Origin of the sequence: Bacillus sp. ISO11 (assembly GCF_003458115.1) — a bacterium.
Lineage (GTDB): Bacteria > Bacillota > Bacilli > Bacillales > Bacillaceae_G > Bacillus_A > Bacillus_A cereus.
The window spans coordinates 17,239-31,159 of record NZ_QXCO01000027.1 but is presented as its reverse complement, the minus strand read 5'-3'; the positions used below and the strand labels follow the sequence as shown (position 1 = coordinate 31,159).

Below are 13,921 nucleotides of genomic sequence, written 5' to 3'. Positions count from 1 at the left end.
TATGACTTCAATAAAAGTGCACTGTTTAGTGAGTTGTTTTTGTGAAATTATAAAAAGGCGTAGCGACATTGATTTTCGTCCATTTTATTTTGGACTATGGGATGGAGATTTTGATATAACAGAAGGCGGAATTATTTCATATCACTCTGAAAACATTAACCATGATCATTATTTACTTTGGTTTGAAAAATTGTACGGTATTAAAGTAAACGAATGGTATGATCATGCAAAAGATAAAGATAGCAATGTAGAAACGTTTTTAGAATTAGTAGAAAACAAGCCGGAAAATCGTTATGTCATTGTAATGGTTGATATGTCTCTATTACCAGAGAGGGAAAATAAATTTCATCAAAAACCGTTTCCACATTATTTAATGATATCAAAAACAGAGAAAGAAGAAGAGTGGTTCATGCTAGATCCTGATTTTCGTTGGGAAGGAAATATGGAAAGAGAAAAAGTACTTCACTCTATTCAAGATAACCCATTTGGTGGAGGTTATTTCATTGATATAGAAGGAATTGGGGAGCCAACGCAAGAAACAGTAGCTAGTTATTTCACAGAAACATTCAAAAAGAACGACAATGAACTGACTATGGAACTGAAAAATTTAATTGTAAAAATGGCAAATGAGGAAGAAGGATATGCGCTTTCTGGACTTGTAGCAGCAGTAAAACAAATACCAGTACTTGCAATTCGTAAATATAGTTATGAGCATGCCTTTGCATACTTCCGTGAAACGTTGCAATATTCGGAGCAAGAATTTGATTATTGGTGTGATCGGGTAGAGGATATTGTACAAGGATTTACAAATGTACAGTATCGTGCAATTAAAATGGCAATGACGAATAATAAAGGTATGCTAGTATCGATTATTGAAAAACTGGATGAAATGAATGCAATTGAACTGCAAATTAAGAAGGAATTAGAGAGACAGTTTCTATCATGGAAAGGTATGAAAACAAATCAGTCTGTCGCAACTTTTTAATAAGCTAACTGAATTTAAGATAGGGGAGTTTAATGCTATGAAATATTCGCTATGTACCATTTCATTTCGTCATCAATTAATTTCATTTACTGATATTGTTCAATTTGCATATGAAAACGGTTTTGAAGGAATTGAATTGTGGGGGACTCATGCACAAAATTTGTATATACAAGAACGCGAAACGACAGAACGAGAATTGACTTTTCTAAAGGATAAAAACTTAGAAATTACGATGATAAGTGATTACTTAGATATATCATTATCAGCAGATTTTGAAAAAACGATAGGGAAAAGTGAACAACTTGTAGTACTAGCTAATTGGTTTAATACGAATAAAATTCGCACGTTTGCTGGGCAAAAAGGGAGCAAGGACTTCTCGGAACAAGAGAGAAAAGAGTATGTGAAGCGAATACGTAAGATTTGTGATGTGTTTGCTCAGCACAATATGTATGTGCTGTTAGAAACACATCCCAATACACTAACAGACACATTGCCTTCTACTATAGAACTATTAGAAGAAGTAAATCATCCGAATTTAAAAATAAATCTTGATTTTCTTCATATATGGGAGTCTGGCGCAGATCCAATAGACAGTTTCCATCGATTAAAGCCGTGGACACTACATTACCATTTTAAGAATATATCTTCAGCGGATTATTTGCATGTGTTTGAACCTAATAATGTATATGCTGCAGCAGGAAGTCGTATTGGTATGGTTCCGTTATTTGAAGGTATTGTAAATTATGATGAGATTATTCAGGAAGTGAGAGGTACGGATCTTTTTGCTTCCTTAGAATGGTTTGGACATAATGCAAAAGAGATATTAAAAGAAGAAATGAAAGTATTAATAAATAGAAAATTAGAAGTAGTAACTTCGTAATGTGAAATGATGTGAGAGTCTCGTTTTAGAGGCTCTTTTTTTATGGTAAAAAATAACCAAAAATTTCCATGTATTTTAATTTGAATTTAACACAATTTATATATAAATAAGGAGGTGATTGGTAATGGCTAGAAATCGTAATTCTAATCAATTAGCATCACATGGAGCACAAGCAGCTTTAGATCAAATGAAATATGAAATTGCACAAGAGTTTGGTGTACAACTTGGCGCTGATACTTCTTCACGTGCAAACGGTTCTGTAGGCGGTGAAATTACAAAACGCCTTGTAGCGATGGCAGAACAACAACTTGGTGGCGGATATACTCGCTAATTGTAGAAGGTTATAGGAGAAAGGAAGGATTCTTCCTTTCTTTTTTTTTCAATTAATTGGTATGGATATATTGTGAACTGGATTCAAAGAATAGGAATAATACTATAATTTCCCCAATTTCTTTTGTTGTGAATGGGAAGTAGTAAAGATGTAATAGCCCTGGTGGAATGAAAAGTTACGTTCCAGCGGGGCTATTATATGGTAAGAAATATATGATGAAAGGTTTCGAAGCCAACATGTTAAAAAAAGAAAACTGTTGTTTAATTGCGCTTGCATCAGTTCCACTTGTTATGACATTAGGGAATTCAATGCTCATCCCAATTCTGCCGACTATTGAAAAGAAATTACATATTTCATCGTTTCAAGTATCCATGATTATTACAATTTACTCTATCGTAGCCATTCTACTTATACCGATTGCTGGTTATTTATCAGATAGATGGGGACGAAAGATGGTAATGGTTCCGAGTTTGCTGATTGCAGCTATAGGAGGAGCGATAACTGGTTGGGTATCTTGGAAGGTTGATAATCCCTACAATTGGATATTGATTGGTAGAGCGATTCAAGGTATTGGTGCTGCTGGTGCAATGCCAGTTGTTATACCGTGTGTTGGTGATTTATACAAAGACGAAAAACAAGTTAGTACAGGTTTAGGAATCATAGAAACATCCAATACATTTGGGAAAGTGCTGAGCCCTATTTTAGGGTCTGCTCTTGCTGCCGTTGTATGGTTCTTACCATTTTGGGCGATTCCAATTTTATGCGTAGTATCAATTGTTTTATTACTTGTTCTAGTAAAGGCAAAGAAACAAGAAGGAGAAGTACCACCACTTAAAGAGTTTATAAAATCTATTCTGTCTACGTTTCGAGAAAAAGGAAGATGGTTAATTGCCATTTTTGCATTAGGTGCAATTATTATGCTTATTTTATTCGGAATTCTCTTTTATTTGTCGACTATACTGGAATCAAAGTATGACATTCATGGTATATGGAAAGGGTGTGTGCTTGCTATCCCGTTACTTGTACTGTCACTTAGTTCATATATGGCCGGTAAAAAAATTGGAGATAATCAAAATGTTATGAAGAAGTGTATCTATATTGGTTTTTTAATGGCAGCTGCATCAGTCATCATTCCTTTATTTATAAAAGGGATTTATTTACTACTTCTTTGTCTCGTTATTATGGGGATAGGGATTGGTATGGCACTCCCATGTTTAGATGCCCTCATTACACAAGGAATTGAAAAGGAGCAAAGGGGAACAGTTACGTCATTTTACAGTTCAATGCGATTTATCGGTGTAGCAGCTGGACCACCTTTATATTCTTTTTTCATGAAAGGGGCGGACCATGAAGTGTTTTATTTGACTAGTATTTTCGCTGCCATTGGTGCTGTCATAGCAATCATTTGGATTAAACCAGCAAAGGATGCAAAGGCGGTAAAACAGAAACCGGAACCTACTTCATAATTTGTAAGAGAATTGCATGATGTTTTGAGTAACATGCAATTCTCTTTCGTTCATTAAGAATAAATAACTTGTTTTAACATATAAAGTGCGACACCCCATATGATGAGACCAGAAAATTTATTTAATAATAAAATTGTCTTTCCGGTTGAGTCTAGTCTTTTTAGAAATTTCCCCGCTAAAGCTAAGCTTATAAACCAAATCCAAGAAACGATAATAGTTGCAAGTGTGAAAGCCCATTTTTCACTTCCTATGTATTGAATAGAATTTGTTCCAATTACACCGATTGTGTCTAAAATAGCATGTGGATTTAATAACGAAACTGATGCTGCGAAAAGGATTTGCTTTTTTAAGGGCATACTTTTTTCTTGTGTTACATCGTTGGAAGGGCTACTTCTCCAAATAACAAAGCCCATGTATAGGAGAAAGAAAAATCCAATTATATATAATGAGTTAGTTAGCCAAGAAAAAGTAAGGAGTACAAGGGAGACACCTTGCACTGCAATCAATATGAGTAACGTATCACATATAGAGGCAGTTAATACTACAGGGGCTGCCCTCCAAATGTTTGGTTGGCTCGCACCTTGGTTAAAGACAAAAACATTTTGTACACCTAATGGAATGATAAGTCCAAATGCAAGAATGATACCATGAATAATTGCTTCACTCATCATATTACCTCCTATTTTAATTCATTATGATAGTGTATATTGTATAGAAGAAATGAAAATTTGTATCCATCCATATGGTTGGGGAGGTTACCAACCAAAAAGAATATAAGGTGATATGATGGAAAGATTCGTTTGGAAACCGGATATGTCTCTAGCGACGCCGCTGTATAAACAAATAGAAACGTATATAAAAGAAAGGATCGTTAATGGAGAATGGACCGTTGGAACGAAATTACCTTCACAAAGAGATTTGGCCCATACATTTGGTGTGAATCGAAGCACAATTGTAATGGCTTTCGATGAACTAGTTGCGAAGGGATATATTGAAGGGAATGGCAGGAAAGGAACAATTGTTGTAAATAATAATGAGAATGTTTCAACTTACGCACCCCCGCCTAATTGGCAGTCTTATGTAGAAACAGGACTTCATTATCCGAATCTCCCAGCTATTCAAGAGATTAATCAAGCTGAATTTTACCCACATGTAATTCGGTTAGGAACAGGTGAGCTCGCGCCGAGTCTCTTACCTGAGAAAAAGATGAAAGAAATTATGAATAACCTTTTAAAGTCAAATGTGACGCTTGGGTATGAAGAGCCGAAAGGAAATCTTTATTTAAGGGAAAAGATTTCCGAATACTTAAAGGAGCATGGCGTATATGTATCTCCTGACTCTATATTAATTGTTTCAGGAGCAATTCAAGCGCTGCAACTTATTTCTATGGGGCTTCTTTCGAAAGGGGCATCAATCTTATTAGAGAAACCATCCTATTTATATTCGCTTAATGTTTTTCAATCAGCAGGAGTACGTTTAATTGGAATCCCAATGGATGAAAGCGGGTTACATACATCATATATTAAGAAATATAAGAAGCAATTTAATGCCTCTATTTTATATACAATCCCGTCTTTTCATAATCCAACGAACTTTAGTATGAATGCGAAGAAACGAATAGAAGTGATGGAAATATGTAATGAAATTGGATTACCTATTATAGAGGACGCAGTGTATCAAGACTTATGGTTTGATGCACCTAGTTCGAAACCTTTAAAAGCCTATGATAAAAATGGAATCGTACTACATATTGGAAGCATGTCCAAAGTAATTAGTCCAGGTTTAAGAATTGGATGGATTGTTGGACCCGAGCCAGTAATTCAAAGATTGTCAGACATAAAGATGCAAACAGATTATGGTTCAAGCACTATATCCCAGCAAATTGCAGCAGAGTGGTTTACAAATGGTCTATATGATGAGCATTTGCGATTTGTAAGAAGTGAATTGAAAAAACGAAGAGATTTTATGTTACTAATGTTAGATAAATATCTTCGTGAAATAGCAACTTGGCATGAACCAACAGGCGGGTTTTATATATGGGTACATATAAAAGTACCCATTTCATATCGCAGTTTATTTGATAAAGCTCTGCAAGAAAAGGTTTTATTAAACCCAGGTACTTTATATGATAGAAGTGCAAATCAATTTTTGCGCCTATCGTATTCATACGCAACGTTAGAAGAAATTGAAATAGGTATAAAAAAACTTGCACAACTAATGAAAAAGTAAGAGGAGAAAGTAATGAAACAATATGTAATTTGCCAAATGATCAATGGAGAAAAATATTTAGCTGCTTATGCGGAGACGAAGCAAGAGGCGATTGAAAAAGCAGAACTGTTAGGATTAAGAACGGGAAATCGTTACATAGTTATAACTGCAGAAGAAGCCGAAGGCTTAACGTATCCTTAAACAATGTATGAGATTATATAGGAAGTAAATAAGTCTAGTAATATAAGAATTTACTAGGCTTATTTACTATTAAGTTGTTAAACGTTCTCGTATTTATACGCAAAGTAATAATATTATGAGTCAAGTTGACGAAAAAATCGATTTGTCTTTCGGTCTTGATTTCCTTTTCTATACTCATCAATATATTGCCTAAAGTTCCAAGCTTGTAAAAATTTATTAGCAGAGTTATAACCAGAATTGTAAAGCCAGTCTTTTTCTTCCTTCGTCAGTTCAAAATTAGTACTTGTAATCGTTCCTGTTGGAATTGTAATCGTTCTTGCTTTTGACTCCTTATCTAAATGACGTAAATCATGAGCTTGCATCATTGTTTTAAATAGTCCTTTGAACATAGAAATAGGCTCGTTATAGTGAGCGGGATCAGCTTGAATCTCATCTTTTACAAAATGAAATCCGAAAGTCGGCCAGCGAGGAGCGGTAGGTGAATCGAAGATCCAAATTGGATAATTACTTAGAATTCCTCCGTCAACCATATAACAAGGCTGCTTCCATTTTGGAGTTCTCCATTTTACGGGTTCAAAGAAGAAGGGGATTGTACTACTCATTCTTACCGCTTTAGCGATAGAGAAGCGATAATTTAAAAATCCGTAGTTTGGTAAGTCGTCAGGAAAGACAACCATTTTACCATTACTAATATCAGAAGCGATGATTTTGAGTTTGTTTAGATCCGGTAAATCAGTAAATAAATGAACACCTTTTTTTCGAAGTAATTCTTCAATCCATTCTTCTATAAATACATTAGAGTATATACCTAGAGTAGTCCATGCACTTAGTCCTTTTCCGATAAAGGGGATTTTGTCAATAAAGGTTTTCTTCGTAAATTTGTTATAATTGATATCAGTTATAATGGTTTTTAGCTCTGAACAAGAATATCCTGCAGCTAAAAGTGCCGCGATAATTGCACCAGCTGATGTTCCAGCTACACGTTCCCATTCATAACCTTTTTCGGCTAACGCGCAAATTGCCCCAACATGCGCAATACCGCGCACACCGCCTCCTTCAAAAACACCATCAATCTTCATTAAACATACTTCCTTTCAAATAAAAGATTTGGAAATGGAAAAAAAGCACGTATTGTACGTGCTTTTTTACAATGGTTTTTAAGTTTACTAGCAGCCTACAAAGCCGCCCCAACAGCTAGCTCCGATGATGATTAGAAGGATGAATAAAACGATTAATAAAGCGAAACCTCCGTAACCACAACCACCACAGCTACCGCCGTAACCGTAACCGCCGCAACTATATCCGTAACCCATGTGGAATTCCTCCTTATATTAAAAATAAAAATGAACGAGGGGAAAATGTACTGGAAGAACTAAAGAACTATCGTGTTTGTAGGAACAATGTATAGTATGCTTTTTTAAACTTGTTCGCGTACGAAGGATAAGCCCGTTTTTGAAGGCTTGTTGATTTTGTAAAGAATGAAGTATAATCTTTGTACTATGATATAAATAAGTATGTAAATGTAAGGAGAATTTATGAATAAAAAAATTGAAGTATTAATTGATAAATATGAACTAACACACTTGAAAGAGGAACTTATTAATACTGTATTTCCTTGTATAAAAGTTGTGCCAAAGCAGCAGGAAACTGTTGCGATAGGTAGTTCGAAAATGGGAGGAGTTCCTGATTTACCAGCTTTATTTGAATATCCAAAGTATAAAGGAAATCCACTACAATTTATCGCGCAATTTAACTTAAGTGATTTACAAAACGTTGGTATGGATCACAATCTTCCTAAGACGGGGATGCTGTATTTCTTTTGCATTGAAAATTATTTTGAAGAAAATGTGAAGCTAACAGAGGCTGGGCGTGTACTTTATTATGATGTTCCTGTAGAGCAATTACGAAGAGGAAATGAAGTACAAGCGAAATATAACCAGTGTGCAATTACTTTTGAACTGACATACAAATTACCAGAACTTTTCATTGAAGATGAGGCTGATTCAGATTGTTTCTTGCAATTACTTGAAGAGCTAATTCCGGATAACTACGATAACCATCAAATGTTTGGTGAGCCATTCTCTGTACAAGAAGAAGTGTTATATGAGACGGGAGAATATATGGGAGTAGACCCGCAGCAAATGACTCTTTTATTCCAAATTGATTCAGATCATAAAAATTGTAATATGGTTTGGGGAGAACTAGGGATGCTATATTTCTGTATTAGTAATGAAGATTTGAAAAATCAACGTTTTGAAAATACATGCTGCGTATTACAAACATGCTAATGAAAAAAGGTTGTTCTTTTAAAAAGAACAACCTTTTTATGTGAATTAGTTAATATGCATAATCTCATATGACCTATACGAAAAAGTATTGTATACTCTGAAACTATACGATACTTTTTCGTATAGTTATAGAATATAAGGAGTGACAAGATGGGAAAGACAAGTAAGTATGTGACAGCTGCCGCACTTTGTTCAACTATAGTAATGGGAGGCTTACAAGCGTCATCTGTATCTTATGCAGCTACAAATCCGACTACAGTGACAGCACAATCAGATGTAAAGTTATTAGATGATTTCAGAAAAGAATTAAAAAAACAGATTGATAATCGAGAAGAAAATATTACAATCACATATAAAACAAAAGATAGAAATGCTAGAAATATTATGGATCAATTGTATGGTGAGTTTAATAAAATTGTAGATGCTGATGAGTATGTAAAATATAATGTAGCGTCTACTAGACATTCCATTAAAGGAATGCCAGGGGACTATACGTTTACACTGCAAGTAAAATACCGTGAATCAAAAGAACAAACTCAATATGTAAAAGCTCAGGCGAAATCAATTGTTGGATCAATTGTAAAACCAGGGATGGATGAGCATGAGAAAGTAAAAGCTATTCACGATTACGTTGTTAAGCATGTGTCTTATGATACGTCTTATCAAGCGTATACAGCATATGAAGCATTAGCGAATCGTTCTGCCGTTTGCCAAGGATATACATTATTAACGTATGAGTTGTTAAAAGAGGCAGGTATTCAAAATCATATTGTAACAGGCACAGGAAACGGACAAGCTCACGCGTGGAATTTAGTGAACATTGAAAACAAATGGTATCACCTAGATACTACATTTGATGATCCAGTACCAGATAAAGCAGGGCGTGCAACTTACTCATATTTTAATATGTCTGACGAACAGTTAAGTAAAGATCATGAATGGGATCGTAGCAAATATCCAGCGGCAACTACAAGTTATTTTGGTGAATTAACAAATAAAATAAAAGCTGGTAGCTCAAAAACTGTCGTATATGAGCAGATGTTAAAAGAAACAAATTTACAATACTTATCTGCAGAATACGGAGCAGAAAATTATAATGAATTTAAGCAAAAGTTGCAGCAAAAGTTTGCAGCCAAACCAGAAAAAGTAGAAGTACGATATAAGCAGTCCATGGATGGGACGATGCAAGATATAAAGAAAGTATTAAATGAAATAAATTGGCCAAAAGGTGCAAAGCGTGTGTCTTATCAAGTAGCGCCTTATAGTGCATTGGCGGGTTATTCATTAGCGACAATTACATTTACGTATTAAGCAATGGGAAAAAGCATCTGTAAAAGGTGCTTTTTTTATTAATTGATTGCTTTTAAATATTAAGAATTGTGTGATAAAATAAAAGGATAAGGATGTGAATGTGGAATGAACTTGTTCGAAAGCAATATTTTTACATTGATATATGCTTGTTTAGTAATCGGACTTATCGTTTTGTTTTTCATATCATTTATTTTGTTTATTAGAAGAGTATTACAAAGCAGTGCTGCAAAGAAACACCACGTGATTAATATGAACCAGAAGCTAGATCGAATCATTGAATTGCTTGAAAAAGATAAGAAATAGCGATAGAAGAAGTATGAAAAGGGGGAAAGAGAATGGCGAATTATATAAAAGAATTACGTGAAAAAGTAGGACATGATTATGTTTTCTTAAACTTTGCCGGTGGTTGTGTATTTAATAAAGAAGGAGAAGTATTACTGCAAAAAAGAGGAGACTTTAACGCTTGGGGATTTCCAGGTGGCGCAATGGAGATAGGGGAATCAGCTGCGGAAACTGCAATCCGAGAAATAAAAGAAGAAACCGGGTATGATGTAGAAATAAATGAGCTTATTGGAGTGTATACAAAATATTTTCAATCATATCCAAATGGAGACAAGGCCCAGTCAATTGTGATGTTCTTTTCATTCTCAATAGTTGGAGGTGACAAAAAAGTAGATGGTGATGAAACGTTGGATTTGAAGTTTTTCCCGTTAGATGACATGCCACCGTTATTTTGTAAACAACATGAAGATTGCCTGCAAGATTTATTGGAGAAAAGAGTAGGGGTATATCGTTAACATATAAAAAAGAAGCTAAATGAAGATTAGCTTCTTTTTTATGTTTCATTTATTTCCACCAATCATCAAACATTGACGCTGGTACTTGTCTTTTATGCTCACTCACTGTGTAACGTTTTTCAATTTTCTCTGCAACGTCAGCTGGAACTGCTTTACCTTCTAAATAATCATCTAATTGATCATAAGTAATACCTAACTCTGTTTCATCAGCTTGACCTGGTTTTTCATCTAATAAATCAGCTGTTGGCATTTTTAAGTACAGTCGCTCGTCTGCACCTAACTCTTGTAATAATGCACGTCCTTGACGCTTCGTTAATCCCGTTAATGGTAATAAATCTGCACCACCATCTCCGAATTTTGTAAAGAACCCTGTTACAGCTTCTGCAGCGTGATCTGTTCCGATAACAAGTAGCCCTTTTTGTCCACCAATTGCATATTGAGTAACCATACGGATACGTGCTTTCACGTTACCTTTATTGAAATCTGTTAATGATTCACCCAATAAGTTTTCATATTGATTTGAAAAAGCATCAACAGTTGAAGCAATATCAAATGCAACAGATTGATCTGCTTGAATGAATTGTAATGCTAATTGTGCATCATCTTCATCTTTTTGTACTTTATAAGGAAGACGCACGGCGATAAACGTTGCATTACCACCTTCGTTACGAATTTCTTCAACTGCAAGTTGTGCTAAGCGTCCTGCTAATGTAGAGTCTTGTCCGCCGCTAATACCAAGTACAAATCCTTTTGCACCTGTTTTTTTTACATAATCCTTTAAGAAATCAACTCGTTTACGAATTTCAATTTTTGGATCAATTACAGGCTGAACATGTAATGCTTTCATAATCTGTTCTTGTAATGTCATTATGTTTCCTCCTATTCATATTAAAGCGGTAATTAAGTTTATATGTATAATGGTACATACTTCTATCCTTTATTATTTCGCAAAATTAACGAATATACAATAGGATGTGTGTATGAATATGAATGTAGTCATTATAAATAAAGTACTACGTATAAGCAATTTTTTTAAACCTTTCAAAAATGTAAGGTTTTTGTCATTTGAATCGATGGAAGGTATTTCCGCACTTTACTAATATAAAAACATAGATAGTAGAAGGGCGGAGAAGTAATATGAACATTAGAGAACTAGCATATCGGAATGTAACCCGAAATAGACGGACATACTCAGCCTATTTTTTGAGTAGTGCATTTGCAATTATGGCCTTTTTTGTGTATTCATTTTTTGCGTTTCATCCGGCATTAAGTGCAGGAGAATTAGGTCAGTACGTATTCGTAAGTATGTCTTTTGCACAGTCTATTATTTACTTATTTACATTCTTCTTTATTTTATATTCGATGGGAATGTTTTTAAAAACGAGAAAGCGTGAACTAGGGATTTTAATGATGTTAGGTATGACGAAATATCAATTAAAGCGTCTAATCTTTTTTGAAAATATTATGATTGGAATAGGGGCAATTATTTTTGGTATTCTTTCAGGTATGTTATTTTCAGGGGTATTACTATTTGTCGCTCCGATGATATTGAAACTAGATATCTCCTTATCCTATTACATACCGATGAAAGCAATTGTTGTAACGAGTATTATGTTTTTTATTTTATTTATGATCATATCATTGTTTAGTGCAGGAATGATTCGTAAAAATAAGATTATGAAGTTGTTTAGAGGATCGGCAGAGGCGAAACCGGAACCGAAAGCATCAATCATTTCTTCCATATTAGCAGTAGTATTGCTTAGTGCTGGCTATGCAGGAGCTCTTCTATCACATGGAGCAATGGTATTTATTATGATGATTCCTGTTACAACGGTAGTTATTATTGGGACGTATTTGTTGTACAAGCAGCTGAGTGTCTTTATTATTCGATTATGTAAAAAAAGTAAACGTTTCTATTGGACACAGACTAATATTATTACGTTATCAGATTTAGCGTATCGCATGAGAGATAACGCAAGAATGTTCTTTATTGTAACCATTATTTCTACTGTAGCATTTTCCGCAATAGGGACATTAGTTGGCTTCGCATCCATGACGAAAGGGATAATGGAGAGACCGATTTCGTTTCATTACCATTCTAAGCAAGGGAATAGTAACGAATCACAGCATATACAAATGATTGACAAAGGATTAAAGAAACATAGTATAGCAGCTTCAAAAGCTAATATTTCGATAAAGAAAACGGAGGAACAGTCGTTAAGAAGCGCTATTTTTATAAAAGAATCAGACTATAAGAAATATGCAAAGTTAACAGGAGAACCATTTAATACTGTAGCAAATAAAGAAGTTGTATTTTTGTCAGCTAATATACCAGGGCCAACAATGAAAGAAAGAAAAGAAATTACTTTACCTAATATGAATGAAAATTTAAAAGTGAAAAAAGTTACTTCATCTTCATTGGGGAAAATATTAAGAGGAAATGTTTATGTAATCTCTAATAATCAATATGATTCATTACAAGATGGGTTTATAGAGACAAAAGATTATATGTATAAAACTGAAAGAACGAAAGATGAGATTGAAATTGGTAAAGAGCTTACGCATCAAATTAAACCGTATCAAGAATATTCAACGTTTAGTGCGGAAGAGTACGAGCAAAACCAAAGTTTACAAATTGCAGGACCGATTTTATTTGTAGGTTTCTTTATTGGTATAGTATTTTTCGTTTGCGCAGGAAGTTTCCTTTACTTCCGTTTATTCTCCGATTTGGAGGATGATGTTCGTTTGTTCGAAATGATTCGTAAAGTTGGATTGACAAGTAGGGAATTATCGAAGGTAGTTACAATTCGATTGGCGCTTTTATTCTTCGTTCCAATTGGTGTTGCAACATTACATGGAGCAGTAGCCTTAACGGCGTTAGGGCAAATGTTTGAGTACTCATTGTTTAAAGAAAATACAGTTGTATTAAGTATTTTCATAGGTATTCAAGTTGTATACTTCTTACTTATAAGATCCCGTTATGTAAAACAATTGAAAGAGAGATTACGTATGGATTAAATGTTTTTTTTTAACTCGAGTACAAAATTTTCTAAAAAGAGGCAAGTATTGTCAAAAAGTGATAAAATGGAAAAAGCGAGGTGAAAAAATTAATAGAGAGTAAGGGGGGAGAAATATGAAAGCAACAGGAGTTATTCGAAAAGTAGACGAATTAGGACGAATTGTTATCCCTAAAGAATTACGCGATGTATTGGGAATACAAATCAAATCACCGCTTGAAATTTTTGTAGAAGCAGATAAAATCATTTTACAAAAATATCAACCTTACAATGCTTGCCAAATCACAGGTGATGTTTCAGGGCAGAATATTACATTAGCAAATGGAAATATTACAGTTGGTATAGAGGGAGCGGAATATTTAGTAAAAGAAATAGAAAAGTTTTTAAACAAGAGTGAGATTTAGTCTTAATTTATATTATTTTTCAAATTACATATC

The 13,921-nt window shown here is 34.3% G+C and carries 16 protein-coding genes; 12 read left to right on the top strand and 4 right to left on the bottom strand.

What is annotated here, in order from left to right:
• Position 1 precedes the first annotated feature (1 nt).
• The 4 genes from D1166_RS23350 to bcbE all read left to right on the top strand — a co-directional run bounded on the left by D1166_RS23350 (position 2) and on the right by bcbE (position 3,662).
• The gene (locus tag D1166_RS23350; protein ID WP_000200704.1) at positions 2-985 is read left to right on the top strand and encodes a DUF6005 family protein; all 984 of its coding nucleotides are present in this window, start codon (positions 2-4) and stop codon (positions 983-985) included.
• Positions 986-1,022: 37 nt separating this feature from the next.
• Positions 1,023-1,865 (top strand): sugar phosphate isomerase/epimerase family protein, encoded by an 843-nt coding sequence (locus D1166_RS23345; RefSeq protein WP_097855732.1) that lies wholly within the window; start codon positions 1,023-1,025, stop codon positions 1,863-1,865.
• Between the two features lie 124 nt (positions 1,866-1,989).
• Positions 1,990-2,196 carry an alpha/beta-type small acid-soluble spore protein gene (locus D1166_RS23340; protein WP_000113545.1) on the top strand — a complete coding sequence of 69 codons (207 nt, stop codon included), beginning with the start codon at positions 1,990-1,992 and terminating at the stop codon, positions 2,194-2,196.
• 236 nt (positions 2,197-2,432) lie between these two features.
• Positions 2,433-3,662 carry a bacillibactin exporter BcbE gene (bcbE, locus tag D1166_RS23335; protein WP_033667350.1) on the top strand — a complete coding sequence of 410 codons (1,230 nt, stop codon included), beginning with the start codon at positions 2,433-2,435 and terminating at the stop codon, positions 3,660-3,662.
• Between the two features lie 53 nt (positions 3,663-3,715).
• On the opposite strand, the gene D1166_RS23330 is transcribed toward bcbE, so the two are convergent.
• Positions 3,716-4,330 (bottom strand): LysE/ArgO family amino acid transporter, encoded by a 615-nt coding sequence (locus D1166_RS23330; protein ID WP_001287305.1) that lies wholly within the window; start codon positions 4,328-4,330, stop codon positions 3,716-3,718.
• A gap of 118 nt (positions 4,331-4,448) precedes the next feature.
• Between D1166_RS23330 and D1166_RS23325 the strand changes: the two genes are divergently transcribed.
• Positions 4,449-5,891 carry an aminotransferase-like domain-containing protein gene (locus D1166_RS23325; protein ID WP_000439399.1) on the top strand — a complete coding sequence of 481 codons (1,443 nt, stop codon included), beginning with the start codon at positions 4,449-4,451 and terminating at the stop codon, positions 5,889-5,891.
• A 12-nt stretch (positions 5,892-5,903) separates the two neighbouring features.
• Entirely contained in the window at positions 5,904-6,071 is a 168-nt protein-coding gene (locus D1166_RS23320) for a DUF3933 family protein (protein ID WP_000816389.1), read from the top strand.
• Between the two features lie 113 nt (positions 6,072-6,184).
• Here the strand turns inward: D1166_RS23320 and D1166_RS23315 are convergent, their stop codons facing one another.
• Positions 6,185-7,150 (bottom strand): patatin-like phospholipase family protein, encoded by a 966-nt coding sequence (locus D1166_RS23315; RefSeq protein ID WP_097855731.1) that lies wholly within the window; start codon positions 7,148-7,150, stop codon positions 6,185-6,187.
• An 87-nt stretch (positions 7,151-7,237) separates the two neighbouring features.
• Positions 7,238-7,384 (bottom strand): YjcZ family sporulation protein, encoded by a 147-nt coding sequence (locus D1166_RS23310; RefSeq protein ID WP_000540425.1) that lies wholly within the window; start codon positions 7,382-7,384, stop codon positions 7,238-7,240.
• Positions 7,385-7,606: 222 nt separating this feature from the next.
• Here D1166_RS23310 and D1166_RS23305 point away from each other — a divergent pair, with 222 nt between their 5' ends.
• The 4 genes from D1166_RS23305 to D1166_RS23290 all read left to right on the top strand — a co-directional run bounded on the left by D1166_RS23305 (position 7,607) and on the right by D1166_RS23290 (position 10,467).
• A complete protein-coding gene (locus tag D1166_RS23305) occupies positions 7,607-8,359 on the top strand; it encodes a YwqG family protein (protein ID WP_097855730.1) in 753 nt (250 codons plus the stop codon).
• Positions 8,360-8,509: 150 nt separating this feature from the next.
• Positions 8,510-9,670 carry a transglutaminase domain-containing protein gene (locus D1166_RS23300; protein WP_118043440.1) on the top strand — a complete coding sequence of 387 codons (1,161 nt, stop codon included), beginning with the start codon at positions 8,510-8,512 and terminating at the stop codon, positions 9,668-9,670.
• A 105-nt stretch (positions 9,671-9,775) separates the two neighbouring features.
• On the top strand, positions 9,776-9,973 hold the full coding sequence (locus tag D1166_RS23295) for a DUF4083 domain-containing protein (RefSeq protein WP_001048097.1): 198 nt from the start codon (positions 9,776-9,778) through the stop codon (positions 9,971-9,973).
• Between the two features lie 32 nt (positions 9,974-10,005).
• A complete protein-coding gene (locus D1166_RS23290) occupies positions 10,006-10,467 on the top strand; it encodes an NUDIX hydrolase (protein ID WP_000024999.1) in 462 nt (153 codons plus the stop codon).
• A 49-nt stretch (positions 10,468-10,516) separates the two neighbouring features.
• On the opposite strand, the gene nadE is transcribed toward D1166_RS23290, so the two are convergent.
• Complete coding sequence (gene nadE, locus D1166_RS23285; protein ID WP_000174891.1) at positions 10,517-11,335, bottom strand: ammonia-dependent NAD(+) synthetase; 819 nt, start codon at positions 11,333-11,335, stop codon at positions 10,517-10,519.
• Between the two features lie 269 nt (positions 11,336-11,604).
• Between nadE and D1166_RS23280 the strand changes: the two genes are divergently transcribed.
• Both D1166_RS23280 and D1166_RS23275 read left to right on the top strand, forming a co-directional pair.
• Complete coding sequence (locus tag D1166_RS23280) at positions 11,605-13,485, top strand: FtsX-like permease family protein (RefSeq protein WP_097855729.1); 1,881 nt, start codon at positions 11,605-11,607, stop codon at positions 13,483-13,485.
• Positions 13,486-13,600: 115 nt separating this feature from the next.
• On the top strand, positions 13,601-13,888 hold the full coding sequence (locus D1166_RS23275) for an AbrB/MazE/SpoVT family DNA-binding domain-containing protein (protein WP_086409195.1): 288 nt from the start codon (positions 13,601-13,603) through the stop codon (positions 13,886-13,888).
• The last annotated feature ends 33 nt before the right edge of the window (positions 13,889-13,921 follow it).

Excerpts from the sequence above, each read along its gene's own strand:
- D1166_RS23350 (WP_000200704.1), top strand. The coding sequence starts at position 2 with ATGACTTCAATAAAAGTGCACTGTTTAGTGAGTTGTTTTTGTGAAATT.
- D1166_RS23345 (WP_097855732.1), top strand. The coding sequence starts at position 1,023 with ATGAAATATTCGCTATGTACCATTTCATTTCGTCATCAATTAATTTCA.
- D1166_RS23340 (WP_000113545.1), top strand. The coding sequence starts at position 1,990 with ATGGCTAGAAATCGTAATTCTAATCAATTAGCATCACATGGAGCACAA.
- bcbE (WP_033667350.1), top strand. The coding sequence starts at position 2,433 with ATGTTAAAAAAAGAAAACTGTTGTTTAATTGCGCTTGCATCAGTTCCA.
- D1166_RS23330 (WP_001287305.1), bottom strand. The coding sequence starts at position 4,330 with ATGAGTGAAGCAATTATTCATGGTATCATTCTTGCATTTGGACTTATC.
- D1166_RS23325 (WP_000439399.1), top strand. The coding sequence starts at position 4,449 with ATGGAAAGATTCGTTTGGAAACCGGATATGTCTCTAGCGACGCCGCTG.
- D1166_RS23320 (WP_000816389.1), top strand. The coding sequence starts at position 5,904 with ATGAAACAATATGTAATTTGCCAAATGATCAATGGAGAAAAATATTTA.
- D1166_RS23315 (WP_097855731.1), bottom strand. The coding sequence starts at position 7,150 with ATGAAGATTGATGGTGTTTTTGAAGGAGGCGGTGTGCGCGGTATTGCG.
- D1166_RS23310 (WP_000540425.1), bottom strand. The coding sequence starts at position 7,384 with ATGGGTTACGGATATAGTTGCGGCGGTTACGGTTACGGCGGTAGCTGT.
- D1166_RS23305 (WP_097855730.1), top strand. The coding sequence starts at position 7,607 with ATGAATAAAAAAATTGAAGTATTAATTGATAAATATGAACTAACACAC.
- D1166_RS23300 (WP_118043440.1), top strand. The coding sequence starts at position 8,510 with ATGGGAAAGACAAGTAAGTATGTGACAGCTGCCGCACTTTGTTCAACT.
- D1166_RS23295 (WP_001048097.1), top strand. The coding sequence starts at position 9,776 with ATGAACTTGTTCGAAAGCAATATTTTTACATTGATATATGCTTGTTTA.
- D1166_RS23290 (WP_000024999.1), top strand. The coding sequence starts at position 10,006 with ATGGCGAATTATATAAAAGAATTACGTGAAAAAGTAGGACATGATTAT.
- nadE (WP_000174891.1), bottom strand. The coding sequence starts at position 11,335 with ATGACATTACAAGAACAGATTATGAAAGCATTACATGTTCAGCCTGTA.
- D1166_RS23280 (WP_097855729.1), top strand. The coding sequence starts at position 11,605 with ATGAACATTAGAGAACTAGCATATCGGAATGTAACCCGAAATAGACGG.
- D1166_RS23275 (WP_086409195.1), top strand. The coding sequence starts at position 13,601 with ATGAAAGCAACAGGAGTTATTCGAAAAGTAGACGAATTAGGACGAATT.